This is a genomic window from Pseudoruegeria aquimaris (genome assembly GCF_900172235.1).
Taxonomy (GTDB): domain Bacteria; phylum Pseudomonadota; class Alphaproteobacteria; order Rhodobacterales; family Rhodobacteraceae; genus Pseudoruegeria; species Pseudoruegeria aquimaris.
In genome coordinates, this window is the sequence record NZ_FWFQ01000003.1 from 157804 (window position 1) to 172119 (window position 14316).

17 protein-coding genes and 2 pseudogenes are annotated in these 14316 nt (G+C 66.6%); 13 read left to right on the forward strand and 6 right to left on the reverse strand.

The features are described 5' to 3' along the window. Positions 1-112: 112 nt before the first annotated feature. A pseudogene (locus PSA7680_RS03605) lies at positions 113-380 on the reverse strand (transposase); the annotation flags it as partial. A gap of 193 nt (positions 381-573) precedes the next feature. Between PSA7680_RS03605 and phnC the strand changes: the two are divergent. From phnC to PSA7680_RS03630, 5 genes are all read left to right on the forward strand, one after another. Next, positions 574-1392: a phosphonate ABC transporter ATP-binding protein gene (gene phnC, locus PSA7680_RS03610; RefSeq protein WP_085867293.1), complete on the forward strand. Its 819-nt coding sequence runs from the start codon at positions 574-576 to the stop codon at positions 1390-1392. Positions 1393-1450: 58 nt separating this feature from the next. Continuing rightward, the gene (gene phnD / locus PSA7680_RS03615) at positions 1451-2365 is read left to right on the forward strand and encodes a phosphonate ABC transporter substrate-binding protein (protein WP_085867294.1); all 915 of its coding nucleotides are present in this window, start codon (positions 1451-1453) and stop codon (positions 2363-2365) included. A gap of 71 nt (positions 2366-2436) precedes the next feature. Continuing rightward, complete coding sequence (phnE, locus tag PSA7680_RS03620) at positions 2437-3309, forward strand: phosphonate ABC transporter, permease protein PhnE (protein ID WP_085867295.1); 873 nt, start codon at positions 2437-2439, stop codon at positions 3307-3309. After that, positions 3306-4625 (forward strand): phosphonate ABC transporter, permease protein PhnE, encoded by a 1320-nt coding sequence (gene phnE, locus PSA7680_RS03625; protein ID WP_085867296.1) that lies wholly within the window; start codon positions 3306-3308, stop codon positions 4623-4625. Before phnE (PSA7680_RS03620) ends, phnE (PSA7680_RS03625) begins: the two co-directional genes overlap by 4 nt. Then, positions 4625-5242 carry a DapH/DapD/GlmU-related protein gene (locus PSA7680_RS03630; protein WP_085867297.1) on the forward strand — a complete coding sequence of 206 codons (618 nt, stop codon included), beginning with the start codon at positions 4625-4627 and terminating at the stop codon, positions 5240-5242. Before phnE (PSA7680_RS03625) ends, PSA7680_RS03630 begins: the two co-directional genes overlap by 1 nt. Here the strand turns inward: PSA7680_RS03630 and phnF are convergent. Continuing rightward, the gene (phnF, locus tag PSA7680_RS03635) at positions 5239-5961 is read right to left on the reverse strand and encodes a phosphonate metabolism transcriptional regulator PhnF (RefSeq protein WP_085867298.1); all 723 of its coding nucleotides are present in this window, start codon (positions 5959-5961) and stop codon (positions 5239-5241) included. The two genes, PSA7680_RS03630 and phnF, sit on opposite strands and share 4 nt — an antisense overlap. 82 nt (positions 5962-6043) lie before the next feature. Here phnF and phnG point away from each other — a divergent pair, with 82 nt between their 5' ends. From phnG to phnN, 7 genes are read left to right on the forward strand one after another with little or no spacing between them, the layout of a single operon-like run. Further along, complete coding sequence (gene phnG / locus PSA7680_RS03640) at positions 6044-6499, forward strand: phosphonate C-P lyase system protein PhnG (RefSeq protein ID WP_085867299.1); 456 nt, start codon at positions 6044-6046, stop codon at positions 6497-6499. After that, positions 6499-7077 (forward strand): phosphonate C-P lyase system protein PhnH, encoded by a 579-nt coding sequence (phnH, locus tag PSA7680_RS03645; RefSeq protein WP_085867300.1) that lies wholly within the window; start codon positions 6499-6501, stop codon positions 7075-7077. Before phnG ends, phnH begins: the two co-directional genes overlap by 1 nt. Then, entirely contained in the window at positions 7077-8171 is a 1095-nt protein-coding gene (locus tag PSA7680_RS03650) for a carbon-phosphorus lyase complex subunit (RefSeq protein ID WP_085867301.1), read from the forward strand. The genes phnH and PSA7680_RS03650 overlap by 1 nt, the downstream gene beginning before the upstream one ends. Then, entirely contained in the window at positions 8168-9028 is an 861-nt protein-coding gene (locus tag PSA7680_RS03655; protein ID WP_085867302.1) for an alpha-D-ribose 1-methylphosphonate 5-phosphate C-P-lyase PhnJ, read from the forward strand. Before PSA7680_RS03650 ends, PSA7680_RS03655 begins: the two co-directional genes overlap by 4 nt. Continuing rightward, positions 9028-9813: a phosphonate C-P lyase system protein PhnK gene (gene phnK / locus PSA7680_RS03660; protein ID WP_085867352.1), complete on the forward strand. Its 786-nt coding sequence runs from the start codon at positions 9028-9030 to the stop codon at positions 9811-9813. The genes PSA7680_RS03655 and phnK overlap by 1 nt, the downstream gene beginning before the upstream one ends. 4 nt (positions 9814-9817) lie before the next feature. After that, the gene (phnL, locus tag PSA7680_RS03665) at positions 9818-10498 is read left to right on the forward strand and encodes a phosphonate C-P lyase system protein PhnL (protein WP_085867303.1); all 681 of its coding nucleotides are present in this window, start codon (positions 9818-9820) and stop codon (positions 10496-10498) included. A gap of 1 nt (position 10499) precedes the next feature. Beyond that, positions 10500-11054, forward strand: coding sequence for a phosphonate metabolism protein/1,5-bisphosphokinase (PRPP-forming) PhnN (gene phnN / locus PSA7680_RS03670; RefSeq protein ID WP_085867353.1), 555 nt, complete (start codon positions 10500-10502; stop codon positions 11052-11054). Here phnN and PSA7680_RS03675 read toward each other — a convergent pair. Continuing rightward, a complete protein-coding gene (locus PSA7680_RS03675; protein ID WP_085867304.1) occupies positions 11024-11713 on the reverse strand; it encodes a DUF1045 domain-containing protein in 690 nt (229 codons plus the stop codon). The genes phnN and PSA7680_RS03675 overlap by 31 nt on opposite strands. An 80-nt stretch (positions 11714-11793) precedes the next feature. Between PSA7680_RS03675 and PSA7680_RS03680 the strand changes: the two genes are divergently transcribed. Then, positions 11794-12933, forward strand: coding sequence for an alpha-D-ribose 1-methylphosphonate 5-triphosphate diphosphatase (locus tag PSA7680_RS03680; RefSeq protein ID WP_085867305.1), 1140 nt, complete (start codon positions 11794-11796; stop codon positions 12931-12933). 41 nt (positions 12934-12974) lie between these two features. On the opposite strand, the pseudogene PSA7680_RS03685 reads toward PSA7680_RS03680, so the two are convergent. The 3 genes and pseudogenes from PSA7680_RS03685 to PSA7680_RS03695 all read right to left on the reverse strand — a co-directional run. Next, positions 12975-13301, reverse strand: a pseudogene (locus PSA7680_RS03685) (phage terminase large subunit family protein); the annotation flags it as partial. Beyond that, positions 13249-13503, reverse strand: a complete 255-nt coding sequence (locus PSA7680_RS03690; RefSeq protein ID WP_085867306.1) for a hypothetical protein — start codon at positions 13501-13503, stop codon at positions 13249-13251. The gene PSA7680_RS03690 and the pseudogene PSA7680_RS03685, both read right to left, overlap by 53 nt. A gap of 122 nt (positions 13504-13625) precedes the next feature. Then, positions 13626-14195, reverse strand: a complete 570-nt coding sequence (locus tag PSA7680_RS03695; protein WP_370738525.1) for a ParB/Srx family N-terminal domain-containing protein — start codon at positions 14193-14195, stop codon at positions 13626-13628. Positions 14196-14316 lie beyond the last annotated feature (121 nt).

Consider the following 14316-nt stretch of genomic DNA (forward strand, 5'->3'; position numbering starts at 1 on the left):
TGAGCCGCCAAGGTCACCGTTTCTTTGCAGCCAGGTTACAGCGCGATGTAAAGAATTGCTGCAACAATGTGACGCCCCTACCCCCGGGGCGGTAACTGCCAGTTAAACGAAGGCGCACTTCAGTCGATGCCGCCGCACGCGCCGTGTCGCCCGCCAGGCGCTTCTTCCCCGCTTCGAGGAACTCCTTCGACCAACTGTAATACAGGCTCCGGGCAAAGCCCTCGCGCCCGACACGGCTCGGCAATGCTGTCTTCGCCCCTCAGGCCGTCCAGCACGATCCTGATCTTCTCTTCCGCCGAATACTGTTTGCGGGTCGCGCGGCGGATGCCCTTGACGACCTGCTCGCCACGGCTCTTGCGGGTTCCGGGTTTCTGTCTCATCTCCACTCCCTGGTGGTTACGATGAGCCAGAAACCCTCTCGTATCAATTCAGCCTAATCTGTTCCATTGGTGCTGACGTCAGACACTGGAACACACCTTCCTTTGGCTCCGATCTTTTACAGTACGGAATCCGAACTGTCACTCAGATGTCATCCAACGGGCATATGCAGCGCGGGAAATCCGGGGGGGCGACATGCTGAAGATAGATGGATTGAGCAAGAGGTTCGGCGACAAGATCGCGGTCGATCGGGTCACCGTTGCGGTCGACAAGCCGGCAATGATCGGGATCATCGGGCGATCGGGCGCCGGAAAATCGACGCTGCTGCGCATGATCAACCGTCTCACCGACGCCACCGAGGGGGCAATCATCTTCGAAGGCGAGGACATCACCGCCCTGCGGGGCGCGGCCAGGCGGGCCTGGCAATCGCGCTGTGCGATGATTTTCCAGCAGTTCAACCTGGTGCCGCGGATGGATGTCGTCTCGAACGTCCTGCACGGCACGCTGAACCGCCGCTCGACGCTGGCCACGATGTTCAACCTCTACCCGCAAGAGGACATCCATCGCGCCATCGAGATCCTCGACCGGCTCGGCATCGCCGAACAGGCGGCGAAGCGCACCGAGGCGCTCTCGGGCGGGCAGCAGCAGCGCGTGGCGATCGCGCGGGCGCTGATGCAGAACCCCCGGCTCATCCTCGCCGACGAACCCATCGCCTCGCTGGACCCGATGAATGCGCAGATCGTGATGGACTCGCTGCGGCGGATTCACGAGGAGGACGGCCTGCTTGTGATCTGCAACCTGCACACGCTCGACACCGCCCGGCGCTACTGCGATCGGGTGATCGGGATGCGCGACGGCCGCGTGGTCTTTGACGGCGCGCCCGAAATGCTGACCACGGCCACGGCGCGCGAGATCTACGGCGCCGGAGAGGATTTCTCCGAAGCGGCCACCTCGACCGAGATCGAGACACTGGACGGTGCCGAGGAGATTCGCCTCGCCGAAGCCTGTGTCTGAACCGGCATCCTGCGCGAGGCCCGCGCAGGCCCCTTTCACAAATCCAACGGAGGAAAACATGAAAAAGACCCTTGCCCTGGCGCTTGCCGCCACCACAGCCCTGGCCTCGGGCGCATTTGCCGAGGAAATCACCGAGTTCCGCATCGGCATTCTCGGCGGCGAGAACGCCCAGGACCGGCTCAACTCCTACCAGTGCCTTGCGGACTATACCGAAGAGGCGCTTGGCGTGCCGGTCAAGCTCTTTGCCCCGGCCGATTACAACGGCGTTATCCAGGGGCTCCTGGGCGGCACGATCGATATGGCCTGGCTGGGCGCTTCGTCCTATGCCGCGACCTATCTGCAGGATCCGGAGGCGGTCGAACCCGTCCTGATCAAGGTCAACGTGGACGGCTCCATCGGCTATCATTCCATCGGCTTCGCCCGCAAGGACCGCGGCATCGCGAACATCTACCCCGACATGAAGGGCAAGGTGTTCGGCTTTGGCGATCCGAACTCCACCTCGGGCTACCTCATCCCGTCGATCGAGATCCCGCAGATCAATGACGAGATCACCATGGTGCCGGGCGAGTACTTCGCCGACGTCGTTTTCACCGGCGGCCATGAGCAGACGATCGTGGCCGTCTACAACGGCGACATCGACGCCGGCGTGACCTGGGCCGACGGCCAGGGCAACTGGGAAGACGGCTACAACTCCGGCGCGCTGCGCAAGGCCGTGGATGCGGGGCTCGTCGACATGAACGAGCTGGTCCAGATCTGGAAATCGAATGTGATCCCGGAAGGCCCGATCGTGCTGCGCCGCGCGCTGCCCGACGACGTGAAGGCCACGATGACCGAACTCATGGACAAGCTGCACGAGCGTGACCCGGACTGCGCCTATGGCGTGGCGGCGGGCGACACGCTGGGCTTCCAGCCGGTGACCCACAAGACATACGAATCCATCATCGAAGCCCGCAAGGCGAAGATGGGCGGCTGAGCCGCAGGAAACCTGCCGCCGCGGCCCGGTCCCCGGGCCGCGGCGCTCCTTCCATGTCGGGGGTGATCTTAATGGACATCGCGACCATGCACGCGCACGGCGAGATCGGACGCATCCAGGCGTCATACATGGCGGAGGTCAGACGCAAACGGCTCTATGGCGGTCTGACCCTGCTGTTGTTCACCGTGCTGATGGTTGCCGGTTTCGTCATCGTCGACGAGCGCAGCGCCGGGGGGTTCTGGGACGGCCTGCACCGGCTGGACGACTACATGAGCGAGGTCGTGGCGGAAGCCTGGCAGCGGCGCGCCGAGCTCCCCGGCCTGATCGCGAAATATTTTCCGGCGCTGGTCGAGACCGTCAACATCGCGGCGGTGTCCACGCTCCTTGGCGTTCTGGGCGGTCTGGTGCTTTCACTTCTGAGCACGCGACGGCTGGCGCGCTGGCCGCGGCTGATCCCCCTGTTCCGGCGCCTGTCGGACATCATGCGGGCGCTTCCCGAGATCGTGATCGCGCTGATGCTGATCTTCGTGATGGGGGGCGGGCCGGTGCCGGCGGTGATCGCCATCGCGATCCACACCGCCGGGGCGCTCGGCAAGCTGTTTTCCGAGGTGGCCGAGAATGCCGATCTGAAGCCGGTCGAAGGGCTGGCCTCGACCGGGGCAAACTGGTCGCAGCAGATGATCCTGGGCGTGCTGTCGCAGGTCGCGCCGAACTACATCAGCTATGGGCTCCTGCGTTTCGAGATCAATGTGCGCGCCTCGGCCATCCTCGGCTTCGTCGGCGCCGGCGGCATCGGCTACGAGCTGCGCAACGCCATGTCCTGGGGGCCGGGGCGGTTTGCCGAGGCGGCCGCGATCTTCGTTCTGCTGTTCGGCACGATCGTATTCTTCGACCAGCTCTCGAGCCGGATGCGCAACCGATTGACCGAGGGAGAGGGGCAATGACCGACATGACCGTCGATCCGGCCAAGGCGGAAGCAGACCGGCTGTTCCGGCGCAAGCGCCTCGTCTCCTTCGGGATCCCGGCCGTGATCCTGGCCTACCTCACCTATATCTTCTTCGCCTTCGACCTGCCGGGCCTGGTGCAGCGGGCGAACTGGGGCAATGCGGTGACGCTGGCCTCGGACATCTGGTCGCACAAGGTCCATGTGACCCGCAACAACCGATCGGGCGAGATCGCTTTCGCCATCGAGGGAGAGCGCAAGGGCGCCTATCCCGAAGGCCGCCGGCCCGAGTGGGTATCGGGCTCCGAGGACAAGGGGCTGACGGTCGATCTGGGCGAGGGGCGCAAGGTGCGCCTCTTGCCCGGCAAGCGCACCGAGATCGTCCTCCCCGGCTTCCAGACCATCGAGGTGGCGGCACAGGGCCGCAGCCTCGACAGCAACCTGCCCGAGGAACTGCCCAAGTGGATCTCGGCCTCGAACCGGCGGATCGCCGTCACCCTGCCCGGCGCGCGCGTCACCCTCACCGGGGCGCGGACAGAGGTGTTCCGCTACTTCACCGGCTGGGAGCTGTTCTGGTTCACGCTCGACAGCCCCTATCACGGGCATTCACTCGGCGAGATCCTGTTCGGCGACCGGATCGACCCCGAACGCGGCAACATCGCGGGCGCCCTGTCGGATTGGTGGAACAACCCCATGTGGCGGCACAAGGATGTGGCCTGGGCGATTGGCGAAACGGTGCTCATGGCCTTCCTCGGCACCTTCGGCGCCGCCATCCTGGCGCTGCCGCTGGCCTTCCTCGCCGCCCGCCGCTTTTCGCCGCTCATGCTCGTGCGGGCGGCAACGCGCCGGGTCTTCGATTTCCTGCGCGGGGTCGATGCGCTGATCTGGACGGTCGTCCTGTCGCGCGCCTTCGGGCCCGGGCCGCTGACCGGATCGCTGGCGATCCTGCTCACCGATACCGGCACCTTTGGCAAGCTCTTCTCGGAGGCGCTCGAGAACCTGGACGGCAAGCAGATCGAGGGCGTCGCCTCGACCGGCGCAAAGCCGGTCCAGACCTACCGCTTCGGCGTGATCCCGCAGGTGATGCCGATCCTTCTGGCGCAGGTGCTCTACTGGCTGGAATCCAACACCCGTTCGGCCACCATCATCGGCGCGATCACCGGGGGCGGCATCGGGCTGATGCTGACACAGGCGATCCAGACCCAGAAGGACTGGGAAGAGGTCGCCTATTACGTTGTCCTCATCGTGCTGATGGTCATGCTGATGGACTGGCTCTCGGGCTGGCTGCGCGGAAAGTTGATCGGAGGGCGGGCGTGATGGCCCGCCTCCGGGCCGAGGCGCCCTTCATCCACCCCGATTGCGAGATCACCGACAGCCGCTTCGGTGCCTTTGTCGAGATCGGCCGGGGCAGCCGCATCGCCCATTCCCGCATCGGCGATTACAGCTATTGCGACCGCTACGCCGATATCGCCAATGCCGAGATCGGAAAGTTCGCCAACATCGCCGCCTTTTCGCGGATCGGGGCGACGGACCACCCGCTCGAGACCGCCTCGCTGCACCATTTCCTCTACCGCTCGCACGACTACTGGGACGACGCCGAACGCGACGAGGCGTTCTTTGCCCGTCGCCGCGCGCGCATAGCCCGTATCGGCCATGACACCTGGATCGGCGCAGGCGCGATGGTCAAGCCCGAGGTGACGCTCGGCCATGGCGCGGTGGTCGCCGCCGGCGCGGTGGTGACGCGCGACGTGGCCCCCTACACGATCGTCGCGGGCACGCCGGCGAAGAAGCTGCGCGACCGCCAGCCCCCGCAGATCGCCGAGCGCCTGATGGCGCTCGCCTGGTGGGACTGGGACCACGCCCGCCTGCGCGCCGCGCTCGAGGATTTCCGGTCGCTCAAGGCCGAGGCGTTTCTCGAGAAATACGAAGGCTAGCCGCTTTCCAGCGTCAGCGTCACCCGGTCGCCGGCAAACCAGGTGCGGCCGAACTCGACCGGCACGCCGGTTTCATCCACATTGACCGCTGACGATTTCAGAAGCGGGGCGCCTTCGGGCAACTGGAGGTGGAGCGCTTGGGTCGCCGTGGCCCGCACCGCGGTCAGGCGGGTCGAGGCGCGGGTATAGTCGCAGACGCCGACCATGCGCAGCGCCTCGGTCACGCTGCCGGTCTGGCTGAAGGCCCGGGCGATGCCGGACAGGCGCCCGGCGGGAAACAGGCTTTCGAAAACGGCAATCGGCTGACCATCGGCGAGCGAAAGGCCGTGATAGGCGCATAGCGGATCGCCCGGGGCAATCCGCAATGCCCGGGCCTCGCCCGTGGTTGCCGATCGCTCTTCGATCTGGAGCACGCGCTTTTCGGGGCGCCTTCCTGCCGCGATCAGGTTTTCGTGGAAGCGCACCCGCGTCCCGATGGGATAGTCCGTCGGCGTTGCCGCGACAAAGGCGCCAGAGCCGCGACGGGTGCGGATCAGCCCCTCTTCGACCAGGGCCGCGATGCCCCGGCGGACCGTATGCCGGTTGACGCCGAAACGCTCGGCCAGTGCCGCCTCTGTAGGCAGTTTGTCCCCGGGCGCGTATTTGCCCTCGGCCAGATCGCTGCGCAGCGCATCCGCGATGGCCCGCCATATGGGTGTCTTGCCCGAATTGTCATGCAAATTTCACAAATCTCCTCTGTCATTCAGGGGTGAATCTGCTATGATGTGTCTAGTTGTATAGTATCAACATGAAGTTGTCGAGATGGATGACAGCAGCAACGAAAATGAACCGCGCCGGGCGTGGATGAGCCTTCTGGCCAAGGCGCCCGCGGGCCGTGTTGCCGCCTTGCTGGACGCGGCCATGGCGCGCCCGGAATTCACATGGCTGCGGGCGCCCGAGATTGGCAGCGTGATGGTGCGCGGGCGTGCCGGCGCAACCGGGCAGCCGTTCAATCTGGGCGAAATGACGGTGACCCGCTGCGCGCTCCGGCTTTGCGGCGGCGAGGTGGGCCATGCCTATGTCCAGGGCCGCCGCAAGGCCGACGCCGAGGCCGCCGCACTGGTCGATGCATTGATGCAGTCGCCTGCGGCCGACGCGGTGCGCCGGCATGTGCTGGAACCGCTGGAGGCAGAAGCGAGAGCGGCCCAGGCCGCCCGCGCGGCAAAGGCGGCGGCCACGAAGGTGGAATTCTTCACCATGGCGAGGGGAGAGGATTGATGCACAGCGAGGCTCTCTCGGGCGGTTTTGCCGACCCGCCCATCCAGTCGGCCCAAGCCTTCCGCAAGGTGATGGAGGCGATGGCACGGCCGGGCACGATCCACGAGATCTCCGGCGCCGAGCCGCCGGTACCCCTGTCGCAAGCGGCGGGGAGCGTTCTCCTGACGCTGTGCGATGGCGACACGCCAATCCATCTTGCCGGCGGGCACGATACCGAAGCCATCCGCGACTGGCTTGCCTTTCACACCGGCGCGCCGCTGGCGGCGGCCTCGGAATGCATGTTCGCCCTCGGCCGGTGGGAAGCGCTCAAGCCGCTCTCGGCCTATCCGTTGGGCACGCCGGAATACCCGGACCGATCGGCCACGCTGATCGTGGAATGCGACGAGCTGGCGGCGGAAGGCGTCGAGCTGAGCGGACCCGGAATCGAGGCGCGCGCCGCCCTCTCGCTTCCCGAGGTGGCGGCCTTCAGGGCCAACAACGCCCTGTTTCCGCTTGGGCTCGATTTCATCTTCACCTGCGGCAGCCGGCTGGCGGCGCTGCCGCGCACGACCCGAATTCACGCTCCGGAGGCTTGCTGATGTATGTGGCGGTGAAAGGCGGCGAACGCGCCATCGAGAATGCCCACGCCTGGCTCGCCGAAGAACGCCGGGGCGACAGGGATATCGCGGAGCTGAGCATCGCGCAAATCCGCGAACAGCTGAAACTGGCCGTTGATCGCGTGATGGCCGAAGGCTCGCTTTATGATCCCGACCTGGCCGCGCTCGCGATCAAGCAGGCCCGCGGCGATCTGATCGAGGCGATCTTCCTGATCCGGGCCTATCGCACCACCCTGCCCCGCTTCGGTGCCTCACGGCCGGTGAGCACGGGCGCCATGGCCTGTGATCGCCGCATCTCGGCCACCTTCAAGGATCTGCCGGGCGGGCAGGTTCTGGGGCCGACCTTCGATTACACGCACCGGCTCCTCGATTTCAAGCTCGCCGCCGACGGTGAAGTGCCGGAAGCGCCCCGCGCGGCCAAGGCGCAGCCTGCCGAAATGCCGCATGTGACCGGTTTCCTGAACCGCGAGGGGCTGATCGAGGAAGCGCCGGCCGAGGACACGACCCCGCCTGACCTGACCCGCGAGCCGCTCGAGATTCCGGCAGGCCGCGCGCTGCGTCTGCAGGCGCTGGCACGCGCCGACGAGGGCTTCACGCTGGGCCTGGCCTATTCCACCCAGCGCGGCTACGCGCGCAACCACGCTTTTGTGGGCGAGCTGCGCATCGGCACCGTGGCGGTGGAGATGGATATCCCCGAGCTGGGCTTTGCCATCGAGATCGGCGAGCTGACGCTGACCGAATGCGAAACCGTGAACCAGTTCAAGGGATCGAAGACCGAACCGCCCCAGTTCACCCGCGGCTACGGCCTTGTCTTCGGCCAGTCCGAGCGCAAGGCGATCTCGATGGCGCTGGTGGACCGGGCGCTGCGCTGGGAGGAGCTGGGCGAGGACTTCATCGGCGCCCCCGCGCAGGACGCCGAATTCGTCCTCTACCACGCCGACAACATTCAGGCGACCGGCTTTCTCGAGCACATCAAGCTGCCCCATTACGTGGATTTCCAGGCCGAGCTGGAGCTGGTGCGCAAGATGCGGTCCGAGGTGACGGACGCGAACCCTGCAAGGGAGGCCGCGGAATGAACGACTACAATTTCGCCTATCTCGACGAACAGACCAAGCGGATGATCCGCCGCGCGATCCTCAAGGGTCTGGCGATCCCCGGCTACCAGGTGCCCTTTGCCAGCCGCGAGATGCCCATGCCCTATGGCTGGGGCACCGGCGGCGTGCAGGTTTCGGCGGCGATCCTCACCCCCGGCGACACCTTCAAGGTGATCGACCAGGGCGCCGATGACACCACCAACGCGGTCTCGATCAGAAAGTTCTTCGAGCGGACGGCAGGCGTCGCCACCACCGAGCACACGGGTGAGGCCACGGTCATCCAGACCCGCCACCGCATCCCCGAAACACCGCTCACCGAGGATCAGATCCTGGTCTTTCAGGTGCCGATCCCGGAGCCCTTGCGCTTTCTGGAGCCCCGCGAGAGCGAGACCCGCAAGATGCACAGCCTCGAGGAATACGGGCTGATGCATGTCAAGCTCTACGAGGACATCAGCCGCCACGGCCATATCGCCACCTCCTACGCCTACCCGGTGCGTGTCGAGGGGCGCTACGTGATGGACCCGTCGCCGATCCCGAAATTCGACAACCCCAAGCTGGACCGCTCGCCGGCGATCCAGCTCTTCGGCGCCGGGCGCGAACAGCGCATCTACGCGATCCCGCCATATACCAGGGTGGTCAGCCTCGATTTCGAGGATCACCCCTTCGAGGCCAGCAAGGCCGATCATCCCTGCGATCTGTGCGGGGCCGAGGACAGCTATCTCGACGAGGTCATCATCGACGATGCGGGCAACCGCATGTTCGTCTGTTCCGACAGCGACTATTGCGCCAGCCGCCAGGCCCAGGGCCACCGCGGCCGGCTGAGCCCGGAGGTGGCATGATGAAGGATGACGCCCAAACCCCGCTCTTGCGCGTGCGCGGCCTGACCAAGACCTATGGCGGGCGTATCGGTTGCGCCGACATCTCCTTCGATCTGTGGCCCGGCGAGGTGCTCGGTGTGGTCGGCGAATCCGGCTCGGGCAAGTCAACCCTGCTGGGGGCGCTTGCCGGCCATCTGGCGCCGGATCGGGGCGAGGTGATCTTCGATACCCGCGCCGAGGGCCCGCGCGACACGGTCACCATGTCGGAGCCCGAACGGCGCATGCTGGCGCGCACCGACTGGGCCTTCGTGCACCAGAACCCGCGCGACGGGCTGCGCATGAACGTCTCGGCCGGCGGCAATGTCGGCGAGCGGCTGATGGCGGTGGGGGCGCGCCATTATGGCAATATCCGCGCCACCGCCACCGACTGGCTGGGCCGGGTCGAGATCGACCCCGCCCGCATCGATGATCGCCCGCAGGCCTTCTCGGGCGGCATGCAGCAGCGCCTCCAGATCGCCCGCAACCTCGTCACCGGCCCGCGGCTGGTGTTCATGGACGAACCCACCGGCGGGCTCGATGTGAGCGTGCAGGCGCGGCTGCTCGATCTCTTGCGCGGGCTGGTGCGCGACATGGGGCTCTCGGCGATCGTCGTGACCCACGACCTTGCCGTGGTGCGGCTGCTGGCCGACCGGCTGATGGTGATGAAATCGGGCCGGGTGGTCGAGGCGGGGCTGACCGACCAGGTGCTCGATGATCCGCAACATGCATATACCCAGCTGCTGGTCAGCTCGGTGCTTCAGGTCTGAACCAATGATCGAGATAGAAAACCTTTCCAAATCCTTCACGCTCCACAATCAGGGCGGCGCGGTGCTCGAGGTGATGCAGGGTGCAGGCCTCACCGTGGCGCCCGGCGAATGCGTGGCGCTGATCGGCAATTCCGGCGCCGGCAAGTCCACGCTCATGCGCATGATCTATGGCAATTATCTCGCCGAGGTCGGGCATATCCGCATCGGCGGGGTCGATGTGGTCGGCGCCGAGCCGCGCGAGATCCTGAAACTCAGGCGCGAGGTGCTGGGCTATGTCAGCCAGTTCCTGCGCGTGGTGCCCCGGGTGCCGACCCGCGAGGTCGTGGCCGAGCCGCTCCTTGCCCTGGGCCGCGAGAGGGGCGAGGCGCTGGCGCGCGCCGAAGCATTACTCGCCCGGCTCAATATTCCCGAGCGCCTGTGGGAGCTTTCGCCCACCACCTTCTCGGGCGGCGAACAGCAGCGGGTCAACATCGCGCGCGGTTTCGTCCGGGACTGGCCCGCGCTCCTGCTCGACGAGCCCACGGCCAGCCTCGATCCGACCAACCGCGAGGTGGTGCTGAAGCTGATCGAAGAGGCCAAGGCGCGCGGCGCGGCGATCATCGGCATCTTCCACGACGCCGAGGCGCGTGCCCGTGTGGCCGACCGCGAAATCGATGTCTCGGCCTTTGCCCCGGCGGCCGCGTGAGATGCCCGGCGCGCTCTTCGCCATTGTCGGCCCCTCGGGCGCGGGCAAGGACACTCTCATGCGCGCGGCCGCGCAGCGCCTGCCCGCGCTGCATCTGGTGCGGCGGGTCATCACCCGGCCGAGCGCGGCGGGCGGTGAAGACTTCGAGGGCGTGAGTGAGGCCGAGTTCGCGCGCAGGCTGGCGGCGGGGGAATTCGTATTGCACTGGCAGGCGCACGGGCTCCGCTATGGCATCCCCGCCCAGGTGCGCGAGGTGCTTGGCGAAGGCCGCCAGGCGATCTTCAACGGCTCGCGCGCGATGCTGGCAGAGGCAAGGGCGCAGTTCCCGGCGCTGCGCGTGATCCATGTGACCGCGCGCCCGGAGGTGCTGGCCGCGAGGCTTGCTGCGCGCGGACGCGAAAGCACCGAGGACATCGCCGCCCGGCTGGCACGGGCCGAGATCGGCCTGCCGGCGGGAATCGAGGCCATCGAGATCGACAACTCCGGCGCGCTTGAAGCGGCTGTCGAGGCGCTCGTCGCCGCGCTTCAGCCCGAAAGCGAGAAGCGTTCGAGCTGATGAAAGAACCCCGTATCATCTTCGCCGAACAGGCAGAGATCGCCGATGACGAAGGGCGCAGGCAAGAGCGGCGCCAGCAGCGGTGCGAGGGCCGCCTCCACCGCCTCGGCCTCGCCCGGCTGCAGCCGGCCGGTGAGGGTCATGTGAAAGCGAAATTCGTCCATCACATACGGATAACCCCAGCGCTGGAGCATCGCCTCCTGCGCGGGGCTCAGCCCGGCGGCCCGGCGGCGCGCCAGCTCGGCCTCGCTCGGGGGCGCGCGGTGATGATCGAGCGCTGCGACCGTCTCGGCCGCGAGGGCGGAGATCGCGCGCGCATCGCCCTCGGGCACCAGCGCAAGGAACCGGCCGAGCCGGGCCAGACGCAACGCCTTGCAGCGCGCCGGCGCAAGACGGTTGGCAAGCCCGGCCAGATCCGCTTCGAGCCGGGCGCGGCTGGAACCCGGCGCCAGACGAAAGGGCGGCTTGATCGTGGCATGAAACCCGTATTTGCGGGGCGTCGCGGTCAGCTCCTCCACTGGCCGGGGAAGCCCCGCGATGGTGGGGTGTTTGATCCGCCTCCCGGTTGCAGAATCCCACCCCAGCCAACGGGCTGCGAACTCGGCCAGAGCGCCATCTTGCGGCGCGAAATAGATGGCATAGCGAAGAAAATCTTTCATGCCCTCACCATTAGGAGGTCTGTGTCACGGTTCTGTGACGCAACCGCGACAAACAAGCAAGCGCCAGACCGGAGCAACCGATGAAACCCATCACGCTGACCAACGCCCGTCTCGTGCTCGAACGGGAGATCATTCACGGCAGCCTTGTCATCAGGGATGGCCGGATTGCTGCCATCGATCATGGCCCAAGCCGCGTAGCCGATGCCATCGACTGCGAAGGCGATCTGATCATCCCCGGCCTTGTCGAGCTGCATACGGACAACCTCGAGCGCCATATCGAGCCGCGCCCATCCGTCGAATGGCCCCATCGCGCGGCCATCCTCGCCCATGATGGCGAGTTTGCCTCTGTCGGCGTGACCACGCTCTTCGACGCCCTGCGCGTCGGATCCCTGACTTCGGGCAAGGCCTCTTACAGGCCCTATGCCCGCGCCCTTGCCAGCGAAATCGCCGAGCTGCGCGCCCAGGGTGCCTTGCGGATCAGCCATTTCGTGCATCTGCGCGCCGAAGTTTCATCCGAGACACTGGCCGAAGAACTCGCGACCTTCACGCCCGAAGACCGCGTCGGGCTCATTTCGCTCATGGATCATACGCCCGGGCAGAGGCAGTTTCGCGATCTGAGCTATCTGCGCACCTATCTGCAAAAGAAACGCAGCTTCACCGATGCCGAATTCGAAGCCCATGTGACATACCTCAAGGAACTGCGCGCAAGACATGGCGAGCGTCATGAGCGCGCGGCGGTCGAGGCGGCCGCAACACTTGGGGCGGTACTGGCCAGCCACGATGACACCACCGCCGAACATGTCGCGCAATCGGCCGAGCGCGGGATCCGGCTGGCCGAATTTCCAACCACGCTCGAGGCCGCGCGCGCCTGCCATGAACACGGGATCAAGGTGATCATGGGCGCGCCCAACCTGATCCGCGGCGGGTCGCATTCGGGCAATGTGGCTGCCCACGCGCTTGCCCGCGAAGGCCTGCTCGACATCCTTTCATCGGACTACGTGCCCTCTTCCCTCATGACGGCCGCCTTCCAGCTGGCCGATCTCTGGGGGGACCTGCCACGGGCCATTGCCACGGTCACCGACACGCCGGCGCGGGCCGCTGGTCTTGATGATCGCGGTCGCATGGCCCCCGGCCTGAGGGCCGATCTCGTTCGCGTTCACCGGCTCGGCGACCTGCCTGTTGTGCGCGCGGTCTGGTCGCATGGTCACCGCGTGGGCTGAGATCACAGCGATCCAGAGGCAGGCAAGCAAGGCGCAGGCCGTAGCTGCGCGGCCTTCATGAACACGATCCGCTGCGTCGGATCGCCGGGCGACAGCCGGTCCATGATCTCGCCCATGCAGGGCTTGCGGGCGGTGCGATATCGCCCCGGTTCGGCCGAGGCGCGGCCCGAGAGCATCCGGTGCCGATCCACCCATACCGACACGGTCAAGTCCGGATCCGGTTTGAGGCCTTCGCCCCAGGCGCGCAGCACTTCCACCGCGCCATCGAAATCTCCAATCCGTTCGCCTACCGCTTCGCTACTTGAGGCGTGCGCATCACCGGAGATCGGGTTTGACCTCGGCAAGTTCCTTGAGCTGGGCACGGACATGTTTCTCCAGGACTTTCTGCATGGCTGCAGGCTCCACCCCCAAATCGGCCGCCATCAGCGCCACCGCGCGCGCGGGCCAGTTGACCCAGACGTCGCGCTCCTCGCGCGCCAGCCGGAACACGAGCGTCTCTGCTCGGGCCCGGTCGATCAATTCGCCCTTCAGCTTTTGCAGCCGGATGCGCCGCTCCTGCGCCTTCAGCACTTCGTTCGCCGTCTTCGCCTGCAGGAAAGTGGTACCGCTGCCGACCGGCGTAATCGACGAGGTATGGCGGATCGGTCGCGAACAGCACGGCGCGCTCGCCGTTCATCAGGCGGCGGACGTCCTCATGGTTCGTGCTGTCCCCGCAGAGCAGCCGGTGATCGCCGAGGAGCCACAGGTCGCCCGTGCGCGACACCGGGTTGCGCGGCGGCTCGGGGACGTTCATCGGAGGCACGGAGCCCCCGGGCCTTCTTCTTCTTCACCACCCCCGCCGGCACGAAGGCCAGCAGCTTGTCGAGCTCACCGTCCGAGAAGCCGACCAACGACAGGTCGAAGTCCTCGGCCAGCAGATCCTGCAGTTCCGCCGAAAGAACGGCTTCGTTCCAGTCGGCAAGCTCTGTCAGCTTGTTGTCCGCAATCCGATAGGCCCGGCGCTGCGCCTCGGTCAGATGCCCGAGCACGATCACCGGCGCTTCGGTCAGCCCGAGCTGCGTCGCGGCCAGCACCCGGCCGTGGCCTGCGATCAGTTCGCCGTCCTCGCCCACAAGGCAGGGCACGGTCCAGCCGAACTCGGCCATGCTGGCGGCGATCTTCGCGATCTGGTCGTCCCCATGCACCTTCGCGTTCTTCACGTAGGGCTGGAGCCTGGCCAGCGGCCCCGTCTCGATCCGCTCGGGGGCGAAGCTCAGCGTCATGGGCGGTGTTCCGTGATGGTGGTGGGCTCCGGCCGGGTGGATTCCGGATGCCGCGCTGGACTCCTCGCGGGGTCCAGCGGCGTTCGGGGTATCCAGCCAGAAGGCCAGTGTTTATTGGATT

Excerpts from the sequence above, each read along its gene's own strand:
- PSA7680_RS03695 (WP_370738525.1), bottom strand. The coding sequence starts at position 14,195 with ATGACGCTGAGCTTCGCCCCCGAGCGGATCGAGACGGGGCCGCTGGCC.
- phnE (WP_085867296.1), top strand. The coding sequence starts at position 3,306 with ATGACCGACATGACCGTCGATCCGGCCAAGGCGGAAGCAGACCGGCTG.
- phnC (WP_085867293.1), top strand. The coding sequence starts at position 574 with ATGCTGAAGATAGATGGATTGAGCAAGAGGTTCGGCGACAAGATCGCG.
- phnL (WP_085867303.1), top strand. The coding sequence starts at position 9,818 with ATGATCGAGATAGAAAACCTTTCCAAATCCTTCACGCTCCACAATCAG.
- phnG (WP_085867299.1), top strand. The coding sequence starts at position 6,044 with ATGGATGACAGCAGCAACGAAAATGAACCGCGCCGGGCGTGGATGAGC.
- phnD (WP_085867294.1), top strand. The coding sequence starts at position 1,451 with ATGAAAAAGACCCTTGCCCTGGCGCTTGCCGCCACCACAGCCCTGGCC.
- PSA7680_RS03680 (WP_085867305.1), top strand. The coding sequence starts at position 11,794 with ATGAAACCCATCACGCTGACCAACGCCCGTCTCGTGCTCGAACGGGAG.
- PSA7680_RS03655 (WP_085867302.1), top strand. The coding sequence starts at position 8,168 with ATGAACGACTACAATTTCGCCTATCTCGACGAACAGACCAAGCGGATG.
- phnN (WP_085867353.1), top strand. The coding sequence starts at position 10,500 with ATGCCCGGCGCGCTCTTCGCCATTGTCGGCCCCTCGGGCGCGGGCAAG.
- PSA7680_RS03650 (WP_085867301.1), top strand. The coding sequence starts at position 7,077 with ATGTATGTGGCGGTGAAAGGCGGCGAACGCGCCATCGAGAATGCCCAC.
- PSA7680_RS03675 (WP_085867304.1), bottom strand. The coding sequence starts at position 11,713 with ATGAAAGATTTTCTTCGCTATGCCATCTATTTCGCGCCGCAAGATGGC.
- PSA7680_RS03630 (WP_085867297.1), top strand. The coding sequence starts at position 4,625 with ATGGCCCGCCTCCGGGCCGAGGCGCCCTTCATCCACCCCGATTGCGAG.
- phnH (WP_085867300.1), top strand. The coding sequence starts at position 6,499 with ATGCACAGCGAGGCTCTCTCGGGCGGTTTTGCCGACCCGCCCATCCAG.
- phnE (WP_085867295.1), top strand. The coding sequence starts at position 2,437 with ATGGACATCGCGACCATGCACGCGCACGGCGAGATCGGACGCATCCAG.
- phnK (WP_085867352.1), top strand. The coding sequence starts at position 9,028 with ATGAAGGATGACGCCCAAACCCCGCTCTTGCGCGTGCGCGGCCTGACC.